General features: G+C 39.6%; 13 protein-coding genes, 5 tRNA genes and 1 pseudogene. 14 read left to right on the top strand and 5 right to left on the bottom strand.

Annotated features, from left to right (window positions below; all coding sequences use genetic code 11):
* Positions 1–34: 34 nt before the first annotated feature.
* The 5 genes from HZB59_00685 to HZB59_00665 form a co-directional block, all read right to left on the bottom strand.
* Complete coding sequence (locus HZB59_00685; GenBank protein ID MBI5019930.1) at positions 35–4,009, bottom strand: S8 family serine peptidase; 3,975 nt, start codon at positions 4,007–4,009, stop codon at positions 35–37.
* Positions 4,010–4,062: 53 nt separating this feature from the next.
* Positions 4,063–8,619, bottom strand: a complete 4,557-nt coding sequence (locus tag HZB59_00680; GenBank protein ID MBI5019929.1) for a S8 family serine peptidase — start codon at positions 8,617–8,619, stop codon at positions 4,063–4,065.
* Between the two features lie 61 nt (positions 8,620–8,680).
* Complete coding sequence (locus tag HZB59_00675) at positions 8,681–12,097, bottom strand: S8 family peptidase (GenBank protein MBI5019928.1); 3,417 nt, start codon at positions 12,095–12,097, stop codon at positions 8,681–8,683.
* A 564-nt stretch (positions 12,098–12,661) separates the two neighbouring features.
* Positions 12,662–13,891: a hypothetical protein gene (locus HZB59_00670; protein MBI5019927.1), complete on the bottom strand. Its 1,230-nt coding sequence runs from the start codon at positions 13,889–13,891 to the stop codon at positions 12,662–12,664.
* A 35-nt stretch (positions 13,892–13,926) separates the two neighbouring features.
* Positions 13,927–14,901 carry a hypothetical protein gene (locus tag HZB59_00665; GenBank protein ID MBI5019926.1) on the bottom strand — a complete coding sequence of 325 codons (975 nt, stop codon included), beginning with the start codon at positions 14,899–14,901 and terminating at the stop codon, positions 13,927–13,929.
* 228 nt (positions 14,902–15,129) lie between these two features.
* Here HZB59_00665 and HZB59_00660 point away from each other — a divergent pair, with 228 nt between their 5' ends.
* From HZB59_00660 to rpoB, 14 genes and pseudogenes are all read left to right on the top strand, one after another.
* Positions 15,130–17,013, top strand: a complete 1,884-nt coding sequence (locus tag HZB59_00660; protein MBI5019925.1) for a DUF2723 domain-containing protein — start codon at positions 15,130–15,132, stop codon at positions 17,011–17,013.
* Between the two features lie 285 nt (positions 17,014–17,298).
* Positions 17,299–17,371: transfer RNA gene (locus tag HZB59_00655), tRNA-Thr, on the top strand.
* Positions 17,372–17,392: 21 nt separating this feature from the next.
* A tRNA-Tyr gene (locus HZB59_00650) sits at positions 17,393–17,475 on the top strand.
* 22 nt (positions 17,476–17,497) lie between these two features.
* A tRNA-Gly gene (locus HZB59_00645) sits at positions 17,498–17,570 on the top strand.
* 19 nt (positions 17,571–17,589) lie between these two features.
* Positions 17,590–17,662, top strand: a tRNA-Thr gene (locus HZB59_00640).
* A 33-nt stretch (positions 17,663–17,695) separates the two neighbouring features.
* Positions 17,696–17,845, top strand: coding sequence for a 50S ribosomal protein L33 (gene rpmG / locus HZB59_00635; protein ID MBI5019924.1), 150 nt, complete (start codon positions 17,696–17,698; stop codon positions 17,843–17,845).
* 9 nt (positions 17,846–17,854) lie between these two features.
* Positions 17,855–17,927 (top strand) — tRNA-Trp (locus HZB59_00630).
* A 33-nt stretch (positions 17,928–17,960) separates the two neighbouring features.
* The gene (gene secE / locus HZB59_00625; GenBank protein ID MBI5019923.1) at positions 17,961–18,143 is read left to right on the top strand and encodes a preprotein translocase subunit SecE; all 183 of its coding nucleotides are present in this window, start codon (positions 17,961–17,963) and stop codon (positions 18,141–18,143) included.
* A 10-nt stretch (positions 18,144–18,153) separates the two neighbouring features.
* A complete protein-coding gene (gene nusG, locus HZB59_00620) occupies positions 18,154–18,702 on the top strand; it encodes a transcription termination/antitermination factor NusG (GenBank protein ID MBI5019922.1) in 549 nt (182 codons plus the stop codon).
* Between the two features lie 24 nt (positions 18,703–18,726).
* On the top strand, positions 18,727–19,149 hold the full coding sequence (rplK, locus tag HZB59_00615) for a 50S ribosomal protein L11 (protein ID MBI5019921.1): 423 nt from the start codon (positions 18,727–18,729) through the stop codon (positions 19,147–19,149).
* A 79-nt stretch (positions 19,150–19,228) separates the two neighbouring features.
* Entirely contained in the window at positions 19,229–19,924 is a 696-nt protein-coding gene (locus HZB59_00610) for a 50S ribosomal protein L1 (protein ID MBI5019920.1), read from the top strand.
* A 98-nt stretch (positions 19,925–20,022) separates the two neighbouring features.
* A complete protein-coding gene (gene rplJ, locus HZB59_00605) occupies positions 20,023–20,544 on the top strand; it encodes a 50S ribosomal protein L10 (protein MBI5019919.1) in 522 nt (173 codons plus the stop codon).
* Positions 20,545–20,574: 30 nt separating this feature from the next.
* The gene (gene rplL, locus HZB59_00600; GenBank protein MBI5019918.1) at positions 20,575–20,952 is read left to right on the top strand and encodes a 50S ribosomal protein L7/L12; all 378 of its coding nucleotides are present in this window, start codon (positions 20,575–20,577) and stop codon (positions 20,950–20,952) included.
* Positions 20,953–21,111: 159 nt separating this feature from the next.
* A pseudogene (rpoB, locus tag HZB59_00595) lies at positions 21,112–24,866 on the top strand (DNA-directed RNA polymerase subunit beta).
* Positions 24,867–24,880: the final 14 nt, after the last annotated feature.

Genomic DNA, 24,880 nt, shown 5'->3' with positions numbered 1-24,880 from the left:
CCATATTTATTATATTTCGTGAAGTCACTTGATACTATTTGATTAAGACAAGTTTCTTCACTTGTGTATATTTTGGAGTAACAAACCTATAAAAATAAATTCCACTTGCCACACTATTCTCTGAGTTATTCTTTCCTTCCCACAGAACTTCATATCTTCCTGCATTCAATTCTCCGAGTTCAAACATCTTAACCTGTTGTCCAAGAATGTTATGAACATAAATCTTTACTTCGCTTCGTTCAGGAAGTCCATATAGTATTTTTGTAGATGAGTTGAATGGATTTGGATAGTTTTGAGATAAATAATATTCCGTTGGAATCAGCGGTACACCGTTGTCAAAAACCGATGTTATTATGTTTTGACCTTGTGAATTAGATATGACTGCCTCTGTAATGGATATACCCGAATGGATTCCACTGAATGTGCCGAGTGTATGTTGTCCGATTTGTATGGCAGCACCCGACATGCTGAATAAAATAAATGTTCTCGAAGAATCACCCTGCATGCCACTGACAACTTCAAATGATCCAAGTACACTTTTGGGAATAAACTGCAATTCATCTACACCGGAACCTCTAAGTTTGAATTGAATTCCCGCCACCGGAACGTCTGTCGATAAATTAAGTTGATCCGCAGTTAGTTCAATCGTTGCATTACCGGTTGAAGCAATTGTCGGAGTCTTTTCAAAACCGCCAAGTATAATATTCACAACACCGATTATATCCAGGACATTAACTAAACTATCATCATTGATATCAGATGCCTCCAATAAAAATGGTTGAGGATTTTGACCGAGTATATATGAAACGATCGACATGATGTCGAGAACATTTACAGCAAGGTCACCGTTGGCATCGCCTGAAGAAGCTTTAATCGGAGTTGCAACAATCGTTTTGGAATAATCGCTTTCCACCATGTCGGTACCAAGAATTTTATATTGGTAATGATAAGTTGTGTCAGGTATAACCGAATAATCGATGTACATTGTATCTGTGATAAGATTCGTGTTGATTCTTTCAATAGAACTGTATGTGCTGTCGGTAAGATTGTAGTACCGATACATATTGTATCCCAACACATCATCTGTCGGTGCCTTGGGCCAATTGAGGATAACTTTACCGACATCGGCAGTTGCCAAAAACTCATTTGCCGCTGATCCTGCTGCATCGATAACGAGCTTGAAGCGTGTATCCTCGATTGGAATATCAAAATGATCTGTATCCTTTGCGCCGCTGACTCGTACCGTATTAATCCCGTCCCCGGTCTCAAGCCCCATAGTGTAATACCCATGCCACATTGTCGAATCAGAAGACCAACCGGTGCTATCCTCGACCATGTGTTGAGTAAATGGCTCCCGAACTCCAAAAGTAACAATTGGTGGGTGCTTGGTATCCATAGAACGGTTAAAACGAACATCGAATCGTACGGTTTCAATCCCAATGGGATCGAGAGTTTCTTCGTGCGGATTCTTTCCATTGAGAAGAACTTCCCAAACGATTCCATGAGCAAGCGCTGGTGGTACAGTTAGCGCGCTATCACCTAAGATTACTGGATAAATATCATTCTCAAAAAAATCGAGTATTAAAGCTTCAATTTCACTTTTTTTAGTAGTCCCATAATATTGCGGCGGCGCGTGATAGGTTCCCCACCCACCCCAAAAGCGAAGCGAGTAGGAAGGTCCTTTATTGTCGAAGATGATGTTGTTTCTGTGCGTGTTGCTAGGCAGCGGACTTGATGAAAAAGCAGGTTCGCCATTGGAATTGTTATGCACGATAACATTGTTTTCAAAAACTGATGTATTGAGTAGACCGTCAACGTAACTATTGTTGTCTATAAAGTTGCTTCTAATCACTACTAAGTCGCCATTATACTGAAATATAGGTCCTCTAATTTCGGCTGAGTTATATCGGAAAATACAGTCTTCAAAACGGCCATCTACTAGCCCTCCATATTCAAATATGCAATATTTAAGTTGAGCGGTTTGTCCACTAAAGTTCCTTATACCTTTACAATATCCGCTGCCGTTGTTGGTAAATAATATCATCTTTTCTGGCGTACCCTGGGCAAATAGAAATTTGTTTACATATATTGAAGTATTCTGTGCAAAATGAATTTCACAACCAGGATCAATTATCAATGAGTCTATGACCGCACTGCTAGAGACGATGTAGAAATTATCTTCCGTCAGATGTAAACTACCGATATAAACACCTGAAATTTCTTGCCCCTTTTGTATCGTCAGGTTAAAACTACCCGTCTTCTTTACTCCACTATTTTTACAACCGATTTCATAATTAAAACCAATCTGCCTGTTGTTCGCGAGATCGGATGCTAATTGTACTATGAACGGATCTGCTTCACCTGTAGCAGTTGCGTAAGTCGAGAGTCCATTGATAATAAAACTTGTGCTGTCGGTAATGGATGCTACAGAAGGATCTTCAAGGGGATTCAATCTTAACTTTGTCCAGATACTATCCGCATCTCCCCATGTATTTTGTACAGTCAGCCAAATTTGAATTGTCTCTCCTGCATCTGGACGATTATCCCTATCGCCTCCAGCTAACGTGTCAATCAATGTATGGCTGATGTATTGCAGATTGGGAGTTGGGTGTTGATTCATTGAGGCGAAAATATCTAATGTGTTACCCAGACCATTTATCAGATTCCCGAGAAGAAGTTCATTCGACATTCCAGGGTGGTGGCTTTTCAAAAGTGTTACTGCACCAGAAACCATTGGTGCTGCCATTGAAGTACCTGAGAGAGAACCATATTGTCCGTTAGGCAAAGTGTTATATATCAAAACACCCGGAGCTTTCAATTCATAATTGTATCCGAAGTTATTGGTGAATGAAACAGGTCCGCTCGGATCGTAATTAGAAAATGTCGCACGATAACCATATTTTTCATCATAAGTTTGCTTTGTCGCTTCAACACCAATAACCCATCCATAGCACGCCGGAAACATTGGTGCAGCTTCACGCCTGCGAACAGGGTCGTACTCTATCGGATTATCATCATTCCCAGCTGAGGCAACGAGCACCGCTGTTGAATATGCATTCTCCAATGCCGTTCTTAATGTTATTGATTCGGAATATGTTCCCAAGCTCAGGTTGATGACAGTTGCGCCGAGTATACGAGCATAATCCACACCCTGTGCCACTGTACTGGCACTGCCGTGACCTGTGCTTTGCAGAATCTTCACCGGCAGAATTTTTGCGCCCCAGCTTACACCGGCAACACCGGTATTGTTATCCGTTCGCGCGGCTGCTATCCCAGCCACATGTGTGCCGTGACTGTTATCGTCATTCGGATTGTTGTCGTTGTTTATGAAATCCCAGCCGCGGATGTCATCTACATAACCGTTTCCATCGTCATCTACTCCCGAAATTCCATTTAATTCCTGCCAATTAATTTTGTTTTTTTGAATTAGATCCGGATGATCCCAATCTACACCGGTATCCAGTATCCCGATGATTTGTGTCGTATCACCTTTTGTTGTATCCCAGGCAGCAGGTGCTTTTATCGTAGATAAGTATCCCTGTTGATTATAGTATGGATCGTTAGGAATGGTTTCCAAAGCATTAACAATGAAATCGGGCTCAGCGTAAATCACACCATCTAACTTGGATAGATCTTCAGCAACAGTTTTTGCATCATACTTTGGATCGAAGTGTAAGCGGAAAATATTGTACAGACTTGCGGCTTCGTGCTCATTCCCGGAAAAACTCCGTACTTTTTTTATCGGTTCTCCCCGCTTAGCTTTCTTGAACAGCGTTTCTCCTTTTACGATACCGTACTTGGTAAACTTCTCCTGGACATTTGTAGCTGCTAACTTACCCAAACGGCCCTCTTTATTGATGGGCATTTCCACGTCATCTTTAAATTTTACTAATACCACTCCTCGTTCGTATTTCGCTTCGGTTGACGAATTGTTTGTAAAAAGTTGTGGCTGGCTTAGGGCCAGAGTGTGACATAACATCAGCACCAAAACAAGAATAGTTGTTTTCATATCTCCTCAATTAATTGATCTGTATATTTGTTTAATGAATTAATATGATGATATCATCTGAGCAAGATTAATTTCTTAGTCTCAATAAAATTCCACCCTGAGCCTGACGAAGGGTGTTCAGCCGTTAAACGACAATAATATATTCCGCTTGAAAGGGAGGAGGCGTCAAACTCAACTTCATACCTTCCCATCTTCTTATACTCATTCACCAACATTGCAATCTCCACACCCAAAACATTATATACCTTCAATGTTACCCAACTGTCAATTGGTAATTGATAATTGATAATTGTTAATGGGTTAAACGGATTGGGATAGTTCTGCTCAAGAACAAACCTTGTTGGGATTTGAGATTTCGGGTTTGGGATTTCGGAATTCGGCGGCGGCGGCGGCATTTCAAATGTCGGACGAATTTTTATCCGATTCATCATTGCCATGGATGAATTATTTCTCAGTATTAGCTGTCCTGCCTGATTTACTTTCACCCAGTATCCATATCCCGGTTTCAATGTATCTGCTTTCTTGTATGTCGATCCATCGTATCCGAAGAAATTAGATGTGATGATACCACCAGGAATGGAAGCGATTGAATCAACTGGAACAATTTCAGACGGGCAACCGATCATATTCCATTTGTCGATAACATCGATTGTATCATTCTCGAATTTATATCCGGTGATATCGATAGATTCCGCGCTATCAAATTTTAACCAGTAGCCAATGCCGTATTTTAATGTTTCGGCGATAGTATAAGAACCGTTATACCCGAATGCTTTCGATGATGCAGTGGGGTATTGTGTCTCTTTTCTCGGGTCGGTTACTATGAGTGGCAACGATAACATGTTCCAACCATTAAGCATGGGGAATGATTGGGTAATTTCTCCTGTACTCGAACCTGCACCTGTGAAGAATCGCCATGGTGCACTATTGGATGTCTGTTGACCGCTTGAGTTTTTCGCTATCACAAACCAATAGTATGTTTTGTTCGTATCGATACTTGTATAATTATAAAAAGTATCTATTACATCAGATGCTGCTTTGATTACGGGTGGAGTGCTGGTATCCAAATAAACATCATATTTGCCTGCCGGAGGTGAGTTCTGCCATTTTAATATTCCATTGCGGGGTTGGTTAGTATCACTGTTGGCTGGGAGTAGAAGTGAAAACGCAGAGGGAACGTTTATAGTGTACTCATCAGCACCGATATCCGGATTGCCACCACGGAGCTGATAATCAAAGTCGTTTGTAATTTCAGAAATTGAAATGCCGGCATTATCTGATGGTGAGTAGTTTGCCGGATCAAGGTGCAAGTCACCTGCAATTGGATTTTTAAATTTTGGATCTCGGTTTATACTGTTTGCTTCTCCTGATGTTGCCATTTGCCATTGGGCAAAGTTCATGTTCATTCCTGTATGGAATGTTAAATTAGCACTTGACTGATTATATAAAATATTGTAATCTGATCTTGTCGGTAATAACCATGCTTTCATAGTTGCAACTGAATAGTTTAGTCCTGGACCCCCGGCTCGTGCGTTATGGAAGATATTGTTTTTGACATTAAATATAGAACCTCCTGCATCTTCTAAACAATAAGAATTATTTGGACCACCGGTCGCCCCTCCGATATAAACTGAGTTATAATATATTTTCGAAAGTTTTCCCCACATTCCAAAATCATAAATGCCGGTGTAGCGGCAATTATTTATAATTGGATTTCCGAGATCGATCATGTTGTTTGCAACGATCACACTATCATTTGAACCCTGTATATATATTCCTCGTACAAAACCATTCGCCATCGGCATTGAGGGCCCAAGGTTTCTGATTTCATTCTTAAGAACTTTACATTCTAAAAGTCCTATCACATTTATTCCTCTAAGTTCACCCGGATTTACCCCAGTTTGATCGATGTTGGCGATGATGTTATTCTCTATTGTTACAATATTTCTTCCGATCCCATTCATTACAATTCCACCCACAGCATTGTTTCCACTAATTGAAATATTCCCCGGCAACGTTGAATCACCAATCACATTTCTTTTTATGGTTCCGATATTTGCATTACCTGCCAGTATCGTGATACCCATAAATCCTGAACCGATTGGATTTGAGCATGCAATGTTTGATATTCTATTCCCTTGAATGCTGGTTGATTGGAGTGTATCTACGATCAACGATATGCCTGTGAATATTGATGAATTAATGTTGGTTAGCATGGACCCGGCACATTTTGGCGTTCCACCTCCGATATAATTATCAGAAATATCGTGACCGTTTCCGCCCATCATGAAGATTCCAGTCATCATACTGTTCTGAGGAATCTGTTCGAACAATGAATTATCTCTGATAATCCAGCGCTCACCATATAAATAAAGTCCGTACCCGGTCCAATTGTAAATATTATTACTAATGATTGAGTTTGAATCGTTCGCTGCGCCAAGTGTCCAGTCAGAATATATCGCAACGGCGGGCATTCCTGAAACATCCGAACGATCACGGATATCACAATACGACACGACATTATGACTATTCCCCTGATTACCGGAATATCCTCCGAAGTATACCGTACCGGGGTATTGAGTGGGATTTTGTCCTTCAATTTGTAAATACGTCAATAAATTATTTGTTGCATCATTTTCAAACTGAACAGTTGCGCCAACCGAATCTGTTCTTGTGTTCCGGACTATCCATACACCGACAGTACCTGTGCCCCCGGGTCTTCCATCCAGTGTCATTCTATCAATGCCGTCTAATTTTATTACCGGATATGTTGTATACGGATGACCGGGTGGTTTGCCATATGTGACTACCGAAGTTACTCCACTCGCCGGGCGAATAGTTACTGTCCAATTCCCGCCGCGTGTCGTATATTCCGAAAAGACGATCGGGACTGTTTCAGTCATACCCTGATATGTTGATTGGATTTCGAAGACAACATTTCCAATAATAATTTTTTGTTTTAATTCATTTGCAACGGCAGTCAGGTTTGTATAATTAGCTCCAATCCCAACAGTGTATAAACCTGATAGGGTCATTGTCGAAGAAGCGAATGAATCTATAGCGGCACGGACATTCGGAAGTGGACCAATCTTTTGTGAGGAGGGGAAAGATCCTGATTGTTGGGCAGATCCTGTATTCGCGAGGATCGTCCGCATTGTAATCGGTGTGATCTCTTTTCCGTATAAGGATTCGAACCTGCTTTCCACTAATGCAACGGCAGCCGCCACTACAGGAGAAGCACTTGAAGTGCCGGCAAAGCAGCTATCATAATAATAATTCCTTCCTTCAGTTGTATATAGTGCCGAGCAAAATGGAAGTGTACCTGTAGTTGTAACTTTTTCTCCCCATCCTTGGAGGCTGAGACGGGATCCATAATTTGAGAATGAAAGTCTTGATCGTGGAGTATCACTTCCGGACCGAGATGAAGATGCTGCACCGGCACCCACAATAATTGCACCCGAATTATTCTGGGGGAGGAATGGCGCATGATTTTGGTTGTAGATGGCGCTATCCAAATTTCTAAAACCATTTGCACCAGCTTCGACGACATGAAAACCATTTCCAACTGCAGTGAGAATAAGGTTATAAATTGTTCCATCCCATTCAACCGGTACTAATCCCGTATCGGTGCCATTATTGTATGGTCCCCATTGTTGTTGCTCAATTAAAAATACATCACCACGAGATAATTGAGTCATTGCATAAGCTAATGCAGCATCTAAATACCAACCGGAAGTAAAATATGTCGGTGCTACTTTTAGAGTAGCTCCATACGCCGCTCCTTTTGTTCCCCATCCATTATTCTTACTCGCAAGTACACCAAGGACAGCTGTGCCGTGATTGGTATCTGCTGAAGAGAGGATGGCTTCCGTATAACCTGGTGGTATTAACTTCCCAATGCCCGCCGGTAAATCTTGGTGGTTCAGATTCCATGCATATTCAAAATCACAGATTGTTACGTTCTGACCGCTATCGTTCAGCGACCATGCATAGTTAGCATCAATACCGTCTGTAGCCGCATTAAGATATCCCTGATAACTCTGGTAATTGCCCGGTAATGGCAAGGGTGGGGGCAAATGTCTTGGTTCGGCAATTTCAATTTCAGATATAGAATTAAGTTGATCAATCCATTCCTCAGTATTAATTCCTTGAGGTACCGAAAGGATAAAATAATTGTTGAGATTTGCTATCGCACGGTTTGCGTTTAGTTCTGCATTCCTCCTCATGCTCTCAATTCGATCCTCAAATCCAGATGTAAGTCTTTTCCATACACCTCCGGCTTCGGCAATGTTTTTTATTAAAGACAATGCAGAGGTTGATTTCAAATATTCTCCTTTCCTGTCGAAAGGCTGGTTATTTGTTTCTATCGCGATTTCAATGTTATCAATAAATTTAACTTCGATCAGATTTCTCTCATCGAAAGCTGAGAGAGTCGTTCTAAACGGCTTTTGAGGTAAAGACCGGAGTTTGAATGCAGCCGGTTTTGATTCCTGTTCATATTGATTGATGGAGCCAAATGCTTTTAACTCTTCTTTCAACTGAGCATTGAAATTTCCGATAAAAAATAATGTGAATAAGTTAATACACAAGATTAGCTTTGATGTTTTCATCTCGAACCCCTTTTTATTGACGCAATAAATTACATGATTAAGTTCATATTCTTGTTTAAAATTATCTGATCAAGATTAGTTTCTTCGTTTCAATAAATAGTCCGGAAGTTAGACGATAGAAATAAATTCCGCTGGGAAGGGTAGAAGCATCAAACTCAACTTCATATTTTCCCACCTTCTTATCTTCGTTAACCAATGTTGCCATCTCTACCCCAAGCAGGTTGTACACCTTAATTGTTACCCAATTGTCAATTGGTAATTGATAACTGATAATTGTCAACGGGTTAAACGGATTAGGATAATTCTGCTCAAGGGCAAAATTCGATATTAGATATTCGATATTCGATATTATTTCTCCATCCGGCGGTGGAGGAGGCATTTCAGATGTCGGACGAATCTTTATCCGATTCATCATAGCGATGGATGAATTATTCCTAAGTATGAGTTGGCCTGCCTGATTTACTTTAACCCAGTATCCGTATCCCGGTTTCAATGTATCTGCTTTCTTGTATGTCGATCCATCAAATCCGAAGAAATTAGATGTGATGATACCGCCCGGGATAGAAGCGATAGAATCGACAGGAACAATTTCAGATGGACACCCTATCATATTCCATTTGTCGATAACATCGATTGTATCATTCTCGAATTTATATCCGGTAATGTCGATAGATTCAGCGCTATCGAATTTTACCCAGTAACCGAGACTGTATTTTAATGTTTCAGCAATTGTATATGAACCATCATAACCGAATGCTTTTGAGATAGCAGTTGGATATATTATTTCTTTTCTTTGATCTGTTACAAGCAACGGTAATGATAGCATGTTCCAGCCAACCAACATATCGTGTGTGATTTTGGATTCTCCCAATGTTATTTCTATGGTTGTGTATGCAGTGTCTTTGTAATTCGTATCAGAAATAGATTGTGCAATGATTTGTAAAGTATCTATTGTCCCAACCGGATCGCTCGAAGAAATCTTTACAGAATATTCAATTTGAACTTCTTGATTGGAGGTTAGTGAAAGAGCCGTATCGTTTGGGGATATCGACCATCCTTTGTTATCGGCTATGTTAATTGAAAGAGTATCCCATCCGTTACCTGTATTCTTCAATGAATATTTTAGAATGATGGTTGAATCGTTTCTGCCCGAAGTGTCGGGCGGTGGAGTTAATGCTATTCCTCTTGTAAGATGACCGATGAAGAATGGTGAAAAATCTGCCGTAAGATCACGCCCGGTAACTTTCCATGTGTTACCAACTTTTTTTGCACTAGCAAACGTGGGAAGAACGTTGAAATAATTTCCATTCCAGTGGATGATTCTTAAATCATCTGAATTTATTCCCGATGCCGCACGTTCCGTTTCATCGATATACGCAGTGATATCTGAGCTGTACATCCTAGAGAGACCAAGTGTTTGTGTAAATTGATACCATCGTTTAACCGTTGGACATCCGGGATCTAACACACTCGCATCGGTGTATGGATTATCAGAAGAAACATTAACCGTACTGCTGACTGTGGCGGGGGGCCATATTCCTCCGCTTATTGTAATCGTGTTTGAAGCATAACCCGCCGAAGTTCCAAAAAACATCGGTGAACCAACAGTATTATTCATTGTGTAGGGACCATCACTGCCAACTGATTTGTCGAGCTCTAACAATGCAAGTTCGATGTCGAGCCTTCCGTTACCAAAAATCTGATCGAAGCCGGCAACGCCTAAGTCAACCGCTGTTCGCTCAAATTTCGAATGCACTTGTGCAGGAGTGAACGCCGGATATTTGGATAACAATAAAGCGGTCATTCCCGCAACGTGTGGGGCAGATGCAGATGTTCCCCAAAATCGCCAATTCGTTCCATCCCAGAATCCAAAACCACCAACACCTGTGATAACACCTCCTGTAAGAGCCACAACATCGGGTTTGGGTCTGCTGCTAAATGCCGGGACATAAACATCATAATTACCCCGAGAACTGTAGATGTAGCCACTGTTTGCATCATTATAATTTACTCCACCAACAGCGATAACTTCAGGTACACCGGGTTGTCCCCAAATACTGTTCTCCGGAGTATTATATTCAACCCACGAACAACCAGAGATGTACATACCAAGTAATTTTGCGGGTGTTCCAAACGGACCGAAATGTGTGATTACTACATTTAAAGTTTCCGGTGTGGGGTAAATATTATAATACCATAATGCTTCGTATGGATTTTGAGCGCCTACTTGATTGTTTGTGCTGCTTGCTTTACGTATGACTAAATTTTTATCGTAGAGATATAAATCATAATCATCTGATGAGGCACCCCATGCATCGGGCATTACACCGGTCGGATCTGTCCATTCTAAAATAACATACATTCTTGGAGGTTCACCGGTCCCTGAATATCCTGGTATGATTACCTGTAACCCCGGGTCGAAGCCCGCTGCCGTATTGAAATCGTGAAGATTATCAAAAACATTTGGTGGTGGCTGATTTGGTGGTGGAATTGGAATCGGTCCATTAGGTAGAGGCTTTACACCGGGCGTCGCATGGATAGGATCAATGTCGTTGTACATCGACTGATAATGAGATCGATCTGTGTTTCCTCCTTTCGCCCAATTGCCTGCCGAACTGATATAAACAACTCCCGTGTCGTTTGCCCACTTTGCCCATGCTGAAATACAACCGGCGGTTGCGGGAGTTCCATCTTCGAACATCGGTTGGTCAAAGTATGTTAAGTCATCTACAATAACATCACAATTTTTTTCTCGCACCAATCGTTTGATAGCATCGATCATCGTGGGGCTTCCACCGCCAATCCCGAGTGCGCCATAAAAATAAAGGTTAGAATTTGGTGAGATGTCGTTTACAATTTCCATCATTGCCGTACCTTCATCTCCCGATCCTATACAATTATTTGCAGGCGGTTGGAATGTGTAATTCCCCGGACCAAAAGTATTCGGTAAATCTCCCAGTATCTGTGATTGAACCCAATTTGTACAACCATCTGAGATGACACCAACATTTACGAGGTCGCCATTAACATTTAATTCGTTACGAACATCCAGGGCATGATGAACGGTATCTCCTTCCGAAGTAACAGATCCTGTATTTGAAACTCCTTGCATTATTGGACGAATAATTTTTACATCCTCTAATTCCGCTATTGATTCGATCTTATCGATTGGTGAATAAACAGAAATTAAGTTTGCTTCAGGAACCGTTAACCGAATCTCGCACCCCAGCGAACCAAGGTATGCCAGGAGGTTAGATGAAATATTTTTTACGTCTAGAATCAGACCGAATCTTCCGGTCTGATCAAATTGTGTCATAAGTGAATTGTATTTTTTTGCAACGCTCATCTGGCGGGCATTTTTTGCGGTAATACCTTCAGATTTCATCAACTCAATAGTCTGATTTATCACCGAGTATATTTTGTCGGAGGAAGTTGATTGTTGTCTCCCGAATGCGGACGTAATCAATATAAATGACAAAATGATTATACCGCATAAAAATATAAAAAATGATAAATTGCGGGTCATGATAAATACTCCTTTATAATGTTGTGAAATAGTATATAGCCTTGATATGTCTCATAATATTTTGATTTATTATCGATAACAGGATATAATGAAAAATATTTTTGATTTGATTATCATTTAATCAAAACATGGAAGTGTAACGATACTCGTAATCGAGTCTGTATTGTATTATTACTGGAAATGAAGAAATATTACGATAAGGAGGAGCCGATTGCAACCAAGTGCAGATTGAATTAAATCAGTTGATGGCCTAGATATTTAAATTCGATCTATGTGATAGGTTGCATTTTCCACAATGCCTTTGTTGGCATATTATAACTGAATTATTTGGAAAAACCAACATAGATTTATGTGAAAAATATAGATTTAGATGTTCGATTAAAAACCTTTAAAATAGCGTAAAAACAGCAATATATTAATTTTAAGCTGAGGGAAGAGAATGGATTTGCAGTATGTTTTTTCTGATTAATAATCGAACAAATACTGGATCCGTTAAATGAAATAATCCCAGCTTTCTCATCGCCTCTCTCCATGCTCGCGGGGACTATATTCGATGTCGAGTTTTATCAATTCTATATAATGACTATTCCAACTCAATTGAAAAATATTCCTCACTTTTTGAGCGATAGAATTATTCGAAATACATAATCCTAAATTCCGGGAGGTATAAAAATAACTCTTTTCCCAATTGCTTGTCCCGATCCAGCATTGCGCAGAATCCACGACTAAATATTTGCAATGATCTACTCGTGCGAAGGGAATGTAGCCGCCTGACCATTCCGGTATTGAACTGAATTTTATTTCGATGTTCGGGACCATGGATAAACTTTTTAAATGATCTATCGTCGGATGATCTTTAGACCAGTCGGATACAATAATTTTCACTTTCACTCCACGAACTGCCGCTCGCCGAAGTGCGTCATCCAATACCGCGTAATATTTTTTATCTCTCGTTAATGGTGAGTAAGTGAGGAACTGACATAAGATTTCATTCTTAGCTAAATCAATCATCTTTGTAATCCAATTCTCATCCCATAGTGTCGAGTCTGGAATTGCAGAAATCGGACTCATCGTAGGTATGAGAGATATAGTATCATTCACCTGTCCGATTAAAGTGATGGGACGGCTATACTTTTTATTAGTGATACTCTTTGATAATATTTTGGTTCTGCTCGTGTCGGATAAATTCCAATCGATCTCAAAAACATCGCCGAATATTTTTGCAAGTTCCTTGTTCCGTACTCGAACTCCCAATTCATGAATATGCTTCAGTGCCCGCCAATCAAAATTCTGACTACCCAAAAATATTTCTTCGTTATCAACAATAAAATATTTTGCATGTTGAATTCCACCTGCAATTTTTCCGAAGTCAATTATTCGTGCTGAAATATTTTTTTGTTTCTTCAGTAAGTCAATCGTCTCGGGATATGTTCTGTACATTCTACTATCTGCAATTACTCTAACTCTGACTCCCCGTTCGGATGCGGCAATGATTTCTTTGATGATTGCATCAAGGGGCTCACCAGCTTGAGTAGAAATGTAAAATTGTTCGATGTCAAGTGATTGTTTTGCACCTTTAATCATTTCCATCCAAACATCGGGCGTATTTCGGATACTCGTATCATCAAGTGTAGTTTCAATCGGATAACTTTCTACCAATTCGATGTAATCGTTCGATTGCGATCTTAAGGCGGTAATCGGGATTAAAAAAGGTATAAATAAAATAAATTTAAAAATCTTATACATGATGTCGTTCAAAAGAAAGTTATAGATATCGATGATTATTTTGGATCCGCACGATATATACCATCATTTGTTCCAATGTAAATACGATCATTGATGTCAACGATGAGTGTGTTTATCAAAATGTTCGTTGAATCGAAGATTCCAATTGAATGCGAAGATGAATTGTTTTTGATGATGTAGAGTGCTGAGTTTGTTGTTGCTATCAAATCATAATTCGAAGTTGCATCGAGATTATTTATGATGGCTGTATCTAATATTTTTGAATAATTGAACCAGAATATTCCATTATTACTAGAATAGAAAATCCCGTCACCATAGGTTCCTGCGAATATTTTATTGTTTTTGCAAGTGTGAAGGGTTTTAATATATGGATTCAATAATCCAGAGTTAATTCCTTCGATTTGATTGGTCTGCAAATTTATTTTGAAAATCCCGCTGCTCCATGTACCTGCGAAGAGATTGGTAGAATCGGATGAAGTGAACGATGTAACAGATCGGTGTAGATTGGTAATAGGATACCAGATTGTATCGGCAAACGACCTGTGGTATATCGAACCATCGGATGAACCGATATAAAAACGATTTGTAGAAACTTGATAGTAGAGTGTGATAATAATTTTTCCATCAAGATTTTCGCTCCAGGGGTGCCAGGTTAGTCCGCCATCGGTAGATTTTCCAATGTCCGAATTACTGTTCAACAATACAATATTTAAAGAATCGCCGACATGCAGAGAGACAATATTGTAGGACTCTCCATAAGAAGAATATAATTCGATCATTCCACTTGATGCTGATATCTTAAAAATATTGCCGGAGTCGCTACCGGCAATCAACGCAGTTGGAGTTAGCTGAGCAATTGAAAATATTTCAGCATGAAGGTGATTGTTGAGTGATTTCAATTCAAAAATTCCTGGTTGGTCCGTCGTATTAATACGAACCTCGGAATCGAATTCTCTGCAACTGATAATCAGAAGCGTTGATAATACTACTGCACAAATAGATGTTGTCATTTTAAACGTGATATCATGAAGAATTATAATTATGATCAGACGCCCAGATCAACGATTAATCTATGGGAAATATCTCCTATAAATTTGTTCATCATAAAAATTTAAAATATACTGAAGTACAAAATTGAAAATAAATATGGAAAAAACAAACCGTTATTTTTTTAAATTAAACAAATTGGAATATTCGAAAGAATTTAAGAAATTTAGATCTCGAATTTTCATAAACCTATGAAGCTTACTGTAAAAAAACAAGAAAATATTATCGCTTTGAGCGTTTCTCTTTTTTCGTTCATTATTTATACGATGACGGTAAATCGGTCTATTGATTTTATTGATAGCGGTGAATTAGCAACAGTGTGTGGTACTTTGGGAATCGCTCACCCTACCGGTTATCCGATGTTCACGTTGATCGGATGGATATTCTCTCATCTTCCGCTGGGCCTCAGGAAAATTCATCAGTTAAATTTGATGTCGTCATTTCTTTGTTCCGCCACATTATATTTTTTCTTCCGACTATTGTACGTGTTACAAAAAGTTATATTGCTTGGGCAAAAGAAAAATAATCGTTCTGCAATTAAACAAGAATCAGAAATCACAACTCTTTCATTCCTACCTGCAATTCTTGGAACGATAACATTGGGATTTTCTGCAACATTTTGGTCGCAATCGGCATCTATCGAGGTGTATTCACTTCATCTATTATTTTTATCAATACTGCTATTTAGTTTGATTCGAGCGATTTATTCCCCAGACCTTATAGATAATAAATATTTTGAAGAAGGAGATGGAGAAAGATCGTGGTTGTTATTTTCATTTTTGCTCGGAATATCATTCGCCAATCATTTAACGACCATCTTATTAGCTCCAGCCACGATATTTATATTCTTCACCACATATGGTTTTAAGTCGACATCATTGAAAAGGATAGCAATATTAATTATTCCATTCATAATAGGGTTTTCGGTTTATTTATATTTACCGGTTAGAGCAACTCAACATCCGTTGTTGAATTGGGGAAATCCGATCGATCTTGAGAGATGGTTTTGGCATTTCAGCGGTAAAGTTTATAGGGTTTGGATATTTTCATCGACGGAGAGTGCCGCAAAACAGTTCAATTATTTTATAAATAATCTACCAACTGAATTGGCATATTATCCGATCATTTTCTCAATAGCAGGATCGATGTTTTTATTTAAACGGCATAAAAAGATATTCATTTTCACATCAATACTTTTTTTAACAACGCTATTTTACTCAATAAACTACGATATACACGACATTGATTCATACTTTTTACTCGCGTATATAACAATCGCGATTTGGGTTGGATTTGGTGTGGCGTGGATTTATTCTTTGGCAATTAAAAAAATCAAGTATCATTATCTTACTATCGCTGGAATTATTTTCGCAGTGATCATAATATTTCTGAATTATGATCGGGCCGCTGAAAGTAAAAATGTAATAGTTGAAAATTATACGCGAGATATGTTTAAATCAGTGGATAAAAATTCAATAATTATTTCATATCAGTGGGATTATTTTGTATCGGCTGCATATTATCTTCAATCGATTGAGAATGAAAGAGAAGATGTGGTAGTTATTGATAAAGAACTCCTTCGTCGGTCATGGTATTATGACCAATTACAAAACCGTTTCCCATGGTTATTCGAATCACTTAATACTGAGTTGAATAATATACGGAGAGAGTTGAATAAATTTGAAAAAAATCTACCATACAATCCAAATGTTATCGAATATCATTACCAGCGGATGATTCAAGGTATCATTGAAAAAAATATTTCTAATCGTTCGATATATATCACTCCCGAGATTGAAGATCAATACGTTCAAGGATATTATAAAATTCCATCAGGGGTAGCATTTAAATTAAGCAAGGTACCATATCGCAGTGCACTTAAGGAGGTAGACTATGCATACATTGAACCTGATAATGAAAATATTTATACACTTGGGATTAAAAAACTTTATGCCAGGTCGTACTTGAATTATGGACTATATTATAATTCGATTGAAAATCCGGAAGAAGCGAATAAATATTTAAAGATGGCATTCGAAATAGATCCTACTCTAAAGGCACAATATCCACGGTGATAATCGTCTAGATGTGCAGTTGTTTAACGACAATATTTTTTAGTTATACGAGGTAATTATTTCAAGCAAATGTTTGTTTTTTAACTTGAAAATACTATATTACTAAGCTAAAAAAAATAATGGGTTCCCCAATTTCTAAATAATCTTCATTTTTTTGAGAAATTAAGCAGTTTTTGAATCAAATAATGTAGAAGAAGCTGACTCCGATCCGAGGGTTGGCAAGAAATAAATTTATTTTTTTTAAAATAATTATTTGAAAGAGATTGAAAATTTCAATCTATAAATGCTGGCGTAGCTCAGCTGGTAGAGCAGCTGATTTGTAATCAGCAGGTCATCAGTTCAAATCTGATCGCCAGCTCAAGGTAAAGTAAAATAGATGGGGCAGGTAGCAAAGTGGTCAAATGCAACAGACTGTAAATCTGTCGGCTCATGCCTTCGGAGGTTCAAATCCCCCCCTGCCCACGACCGAAGGTTACGCTGTTATGCGGGAGTAACTCAGTTGGTAGAGTCACAGCCTTCCAAGCTGTTGGTCGCGGGTCCGAATCCCGTCTCCCGCTCGAAGATATCGAGTGAAACGCTTGCGTAGCTCAGTTGGTAGAGCACATCCTTGGTAAGGATGAGGTCATCGGTTCAATCCCGATCGCAAGCTCGGCTCATAATTTTTTTTATTGGATGAATTTCTATGCGAGATAACATAACATTAGAATGTACGGAGTGTAAACGTCGTAATTACACTGCGACTAAGAACAAGAAAAAACAAACCGGAAGGGTAGAGTATAAAAAATATTGCCCGTGGTGCAATAAACATACTACCCATAAGGAAACAAAATAATTTTTCCATACGTCAGTAGCTTAATTGGCAGAGCAGCGGTCTCCAAAACCGCAGGTTGGGGGTTCAAGTCCCTCCTGACGTGCAACGGAAATTTATAAATTTTTAAGAGTATTGTATGAAAGAAAAAATCATAGCATTTCTCACCGATACGGTGAAAGAAATGAAAAAAGTAACATGGCCCAGCAAAGAGGAATTGCGAGAGTCGACTATTATTGTTCTCGCTGTTTGCGGGATAATTGCGGCGTTTGTTTTCGGAGTCGATTGGGTCGTCAGTACACTCATGAAGGTAATTCTGTAACGAGGCAAATGTGAAAGATGCAACACCACAAAAACGATGGTATGCCGTTAGGACATATTCCGGACATGAGAATAAAGTTAAGTCTCATCTAGAAAATGAAGTCAAACTTCAAAAGATGGAAGAAAAAATAACTAATGTCTTGGTGCCTTCTGAAAAAATATTTGAAATCAAAGAGGGTAAAAAGAAAAGCAAAACAAAAACATTTTTTCCCGGTTACATTCTTGTTGAAGCGGTTCTGGATAAAACAACCAAGCATATTATTCAATCTACACCTTCAGTGATAAGTTTTGTCGGACCAAGAGGTGAGCCGACTCCACTGCATAATGAGGAGGTTAAGCGACTCATCGGACGGATGGAAGAGCGTAAAGATGTTGAAGTTATGGCAGTGCCTTTTCATGTTGGTGAACCAGTAAAAGTTATTGATGGACCATTCAATAATTTTACAGGTATAGTTCAAGATGTTAACGAAGAAAAACTAAAACTTCGTGTAATGGTCAGCATATTCGGTCGAAAAACACCGATTGAATTAGACTTTAATCAAGTTGAAATCGAAAAATAATTTCCAAATTTATCGGATAAATTTATGAAAAAAATTGTTGGTTTTATAAAATTACAAATTCCTGCAGGTCAAGCCACTCCGGCACCACCTATTGGTCCAGCATTGGGTCAAAAAGGTGTGAATATAATGGAATTCTGCAAACAGTTCAATTCACGTACACAAGACAAGCAAGGACTTATCATCCCCGTTGTTATTACAGTTTTTTCAGATAAGTCGTTCACGTTTATTACGAAAACTCCTCCTGCTTCCGTTTTATTAACAAAAGCCGCGAAGATTGAAAAAGGATCAGGTGAACCAAATCGGAATAAAGTTGGTAAGGTGACCAAAAAGCAATTAAGAGAAATTGCCGAAACTAAAATGCCGGATTTGAATGCTAACGATGTTGATGCTGCGATGCAAATGATTGCAGGGACTGCGCGAAGCATGGGAATAACTGTTGAAGATTAATCATAATGATATCGTGGAAGTTTCGTTCAAATAATCGTCGAACGAAACGATTGTACCACTCATTGAAAGAACAAACTAAATGAAAAGAAGTAAACGTTACAACGCCGCAATCAAAAAAGTTGACTTGAAAAAAAATTACACTATCGAAGAAGCGGTAACGAAAGTGAAAGAGGCAGCATCTGCCAAATTTAATGAAGCGGTTGACATCGCCATACGGCTCGGTGTCGATCCCAAGAAAGCAGATCAAGCTATTCGCGGAACAGTAGCACTTCCGCACGGTATTGGAAAAGCTGTTCGCGTTTTGGCGATTGCGAAACCTCCAAAAGATGAAGAAGCCAAAGCAGCCGGAGCCGATCATGTCGGTTATCAGGATTATCTTCAGAAAATTCAAGCTGGATGGGCAGATGTTGATGTCATCATCGCCACTCCCGATGTCATGGGTGATCTGGGAAAACTCGGAAAAGTTCTCGGTCCACGCGGTTTAATGCCGAATCCAAAAAGCGGAACGGTTACATTAGATATTGGCAAAGCTGTTAAAGAAGTCAAAGCGGGTAAAATTGAATTCCGGGTCGATAAAGCAGGAATTATTCATGTAACGATCGGGAAAGTAAATTTCGAAACTCAAAATTTGGTTGAAAATATAAACGCATTTTTAGCAACCGTGATTCGTTTGAAACCGGCATCTGCGAAAGGTCAATATGTAAAGAGCATTGCGCTTTCGAGCACGATGGGTCCCGGTGTTCACATCGACAAAAATATTATAGCGTCAAAATAGTAGAAAAAAAATTACGCACTCATTAACAATAGAATATGTTTTCTGTCCGGATTTGACCGGAGCTTCTCAGGGGACAATAATTCATTTACGAGGTAATCATGAAACGTTCTGAAAAAGAACAGATCATTGCAGAGGTGAAAGAGATGGTCGAAAAAGCGAAGGGTATGTACTTCGCCGATTTCACCGGAATTACCGTTGAGCAGATAACAGAGCTTCGACGTGAATTCCGAAAATCGAATATCGATTATCGAGTTGTAAAAAACACACTCGTTCGCAAAGCTTTACAAAGTGTCACCGGATACGATAAAGTTATCCCGAAATTAGTGGGCCACACGGGCATCGCTTTCGGGTATGAAGATCCGGTAGCACCAGCAAAGATCATAAAGAAGTTTCGCGATAAGCATAACAAGTTGGCACTCAAGGTTTGTGTTCTTGAGAATCAAGTTTTTGAAGGCAGCCAGCTCGATGACATTGCAAAACTTCCTTCACGCAACGAACTCATCGCGGGTATTATAGGTAGTATTCAATCGCCGATATCCGGTGTGGTCGGTGCAATCAATGCACTAGCACGCGATCTTGTAACGATCATCGATGCAATAGAAAAGAAAAAAGCAGCGTAAAGTTTAATCATTTAGAATAGGAGATACACAATGTCAGTAGTACTAGAAATCGTTGAAAAAATTGAAAAGCTCACTTTACTCGAGGCAGCCGAATTAAAAAAAGCTCTTGAAGAAAAGTTCGGAGTCACAGCAGCAGCACCGATGATGATGGGTGGCATGATGCCTGCTGGAGCCGCTCCAGCAGCAGTTGAAGCGCAAACCGAATTTAACGTTGTGCTCAAAGCAGCCGGGGCGCAAAAAATTAATGTCATTAAAGTTGTTCGTGCAGCCACCGGACTTGGTTTGAAAGAAGCAAAAGACTTGGTTGACGGCGCTCCGAAAAACGTGAAAGAAAACGTTAGTAAAGACGAAGCCGAAAAGCTGAAAAAAGAACTCGAAGAAGCCGGTGCAACTGTAGAGTTAAAGTAAGCTGACGTTGAGAGAGTTCATACTCAAAAACGTTCGGAACAAATGTAAGGTTAGTGCCGATAACCATCTACAAAGATGGTTATCGGTTTGCTATTTTATTTTGTTTAATGTTTCGATGATATAAGTTTTGCAAATTACGATTTTTTTAAGGTGATAGAATTGAAGAACCAGACCAATCATACCAATGGACGAATATCATTTTCTCGAATTCCCCAAATCGTTGATCAACCGGATCTATTGAATGTTCAACTAGAATCGTGGGAAAGTTTTCTGCAAGCCCAAGTTCCACCGGAGAAGCGTGTGCATCGTGGGCTCCAACAAATATTTCTGCTTAGTTTTCCAATCACGGATGCGCGTGAAAACTATTTCCTGGAATTCGTTGAATATTATGTCGAGAAACCGAAATATTCCGTGATTGAATGTCAGGAACGCGGACTGACATTTGCAGTGCCGCTAAAAGCGAAACTCCGACTTTCAACAAAAAGTGAAGATGGTAAAAGTTTTGTAGACACGATGGAGCAGGAAGTCTATCTTGGTAACTTACCGATGATGACTCACCGTGGAACCTTCATCATTAACGGTGCAGAGCGCGTTATTGTCAGCCAATTACATCGTTCACCCGGCGTTTTCTTCGATGAAACTGTTCATCCGAACGGAATGTCGATATATTCCGCTAGAATAATTCCGTTTCGCGGTTCATGGGTTGAGTTCACAACGGATATCAGCAATGTAATGTATGTTTACATCGACAGAAAAAAGAAATTCCCCGTAACAACATTACTACGTGCCATCGGTTATTCATCGGATGACGAAATTCTGCAATTGTTCAATCTCTTAGAAGAGGTTGATCCTCAAAAAGTCAACATTAAAGATTATATCGACAGAATAGTTTGCAGCGACGTGGTTGATAAAAAGACAGGCGAAATCATTATCAACAAAGATTCGATCTTCACTGAGGAGTTACTGAAAAAAATTAAGAAATCGGAAATCAAAAAAATTAAATTTTTAAAGCAAGAGGTCTCCGGTGAAAATTCAGTAATAGCAAACACAATTTTAAAAGATACAGCCAGAACCGATGAAGAAGCATTAAACACGATCTATCAACAATTGAGATCAGGAGAAGCTCCCGATCTCGATACTGCCAAAAATTTATTCGAGCGGCTTTTCTTCAATGAAAAACGTTACGATCTCGGTGAGGTTGGCAGATTTAGAATGAATGAAAAGTTACATTTAGATGTTCCGGTTACCACTACAACCCTCACAAAACAAGACATAATCGCGATCATCAACTATCTGCTCGATTTACAACAAGGGAGAAAATCTGTTGATGATATTGATCATCTGGGAAATCGCCGGGTTCGGACTGTCGGTGAACAAATAGGCCAACAATTCAATATCGGACTCGCGCGCATGGCTCGTACAATTCGCGAGCGTTTGAGTCTACGTGATCAAGAAAAAATAGCTCCGCAAGATCTGGTAAATGCCAGAACAATTACAAGCGTTATAAATGCATTCTTCGGTACGAATCAGTTATCGCAATTCATGGATCAAACAAATCCTTTGGCGGAGATTACACACAAACGCCGTATGTCTGCCCTTGGACCGGGTGGTCTTACACGCGAACGTGCCGGATTTGAAGTCCGCGACGTTCACTATACACATTACGGTCGCCTTTGCCCAATCGAGACACCGGAAGGACCGAACATCGGGTTGATATCTTCGATGTGTATTTATGCTCGCGTGAATCCGTTTGGATTTATTGAAACGCCATATCGAAAAGTCAAGAATGGCAAAGCGACGGATGAAATAGAATTCATGACCGCCGAGAAAGAAGATACATACGCGATTGCGCAAACAAATACACAAATTGACGACAAAGGAAAATTTCTAACCGAACGTTTAAAGGCAAGATATCAAAGCGATTATCCACTCTTGAAACCTGAAGAAGTTCAATTCCTCGATGTCGCACCGAGCCAGATTGTAAGTGCTGCGGCGGCATTAATACCATTTTTGGAACACGACGACGCCAACCGTGCGTTAATGGGATCGAATATGCAACGTCAGGCAGTGCCCCTTTTACGTCCGGAAGCTCCGATTGTCGGGACAGGACTTGAAGGAAAGATTGCTAATGACGCCAGAACTATGGTAATTGCGGAACGAAATGGTGTTGTTGAATTTGTAGATGCAAACTCGATTATAGTTAATTACGATATCGATGAAGCAAGCTCAGACGTTGTTGTAAGTTTTGAAGATAAAAAACGTGTCGAATACAAGTTGATAAAATTCTTCAGAACCAACCAGGATACTTCAATTAATCAACGTGCAATCGTGAAGCCGGGTCAGAAAGTAAGAAAAGGCGACATACTTGCCGATGGTTGCGCCACCGAGAATGGCGAATTGGCGCTCGGCCGAAACGGCGTGGTTATAATTTTGAAGACGCTATCATCATGAACGAACGAATCGTCGCTGAAGATGTTTTTACATCGCTTCACATCGAAGAATTTGAACTTCAGGTACGCGATACAAAACGTGGTGAAGAAGAATTAACCAGAGAAATCCCGAATGTAAGCGAAGATGCTGTAAAAGATTTGGATGAAAATGGCGTAATCCGGGTCGGCGCTGAAGTGGTAGAAGGCGATATCCTGATTGGTAAAATAACCCCAAAAGGTGAAACAGAATCAACACCCGAAGAAAAACTTCTGAAGGCAATATTCGGTGAGAAAGCCGGTGATGTTAAAGATGCATCATTGAAAGCTCCACCGGGTATGAAGGGGATCGTGATTGCGACAAAATTATTCAGCCGCAAACGAAAAGATTCCGAGTCTAAGAAAGAAGATAAACGGCTTAGTGATCAATTAGATAAAGCCCAGAAGAAGGCAACTCAGGACGCGTATGATTTTCTTGCGAAAAAACTCGGATTGCTATTGAATGGTGAAAAATTATCGACTGTTCGAAGTAAAAATGGCGATGTAATAATTCGCGGTGGAACTCAGGCAACTTTTGAAACCTTCTCGAAAATTTCAGATCTTGAAAAACTTGATTTTAACACAGATTGGGTTGAGGATAAAAAGAAGAATTCTCTTTTAATCAAATTATATGAAAATTTCTTCCAACGATTAACCGATATTGATGAATATTACAAGCACGAAAAAACCAAAATAATGCTTGGTGATGAATTACCTTCTGGTATTGTCCAACTTGCGAAAGTATATATCGCGAAGAAACGAAAATTATCTGTCGGCGATAAAATGGCGGGAAGGCATGGCAACAAAGGCGTTGTTGCAAAAATAGTTCCGCAGGAAGATATGCCTTTCATGCTCGATGGAACACCTGTCGATATCGTATTGAATCCGCTCGGCGTGCCGTCGCGTATGAATCTGGGGCAATTGTTTGAAACTGCTCTGGGTTGGGCAGGGATTAAGTTGAAGACTAAATATTCATCGCCTATCTTCGACGGAGCCACATGGGAAGAAGTTCAACATGAACTTGAGAAAGCCGGATTAAACACGAACTCGAAGGCGGCACTAATTGATGGACGCACCGGAGAAAAATTTGATCAGGAAACCACGATTGGCTACATCTACATGATGAAGTTATCTCACCTTGTTGATGATAAAATTCACGCTCGCTCTATTGGTCCTTATTCCCTCATCACACAACAACCACTCGGTGGTAAAGCACAGTTTGGTGGTCAACGGTTTGGTGAAATGGAAGTATGGGCACTCGAAGCATACGGAGCGGCTAACATTTTGCAAGAGATGTTAACCGTAAAGAGTGACGACGTTTATGGCCGCGCAAAACTTTATGAAGCGATAGTAAAAGGTGATAACCTCCCGGAACCAAACGTACCCGAATCGTTTAATGTTCTTGTACGCGAGTTAATGGGCTTAGGATTAGATCTTAAGATTGAATAACTAGAGATTGGAGA

It is taken from the genome of Ignavibacteriales bacterium (genome assembly GCA_016214905.1).
Classification (GTDB): domain Bacteria; phylum Bacteroidota; class Ignavibacteria; order UBA10030; family SZUA-254; genus PNNN01.
Note: the sequence above shows the minus strand (reverse complement) of the source record. Positions and strands in the feature narration are given on the sequence as shown.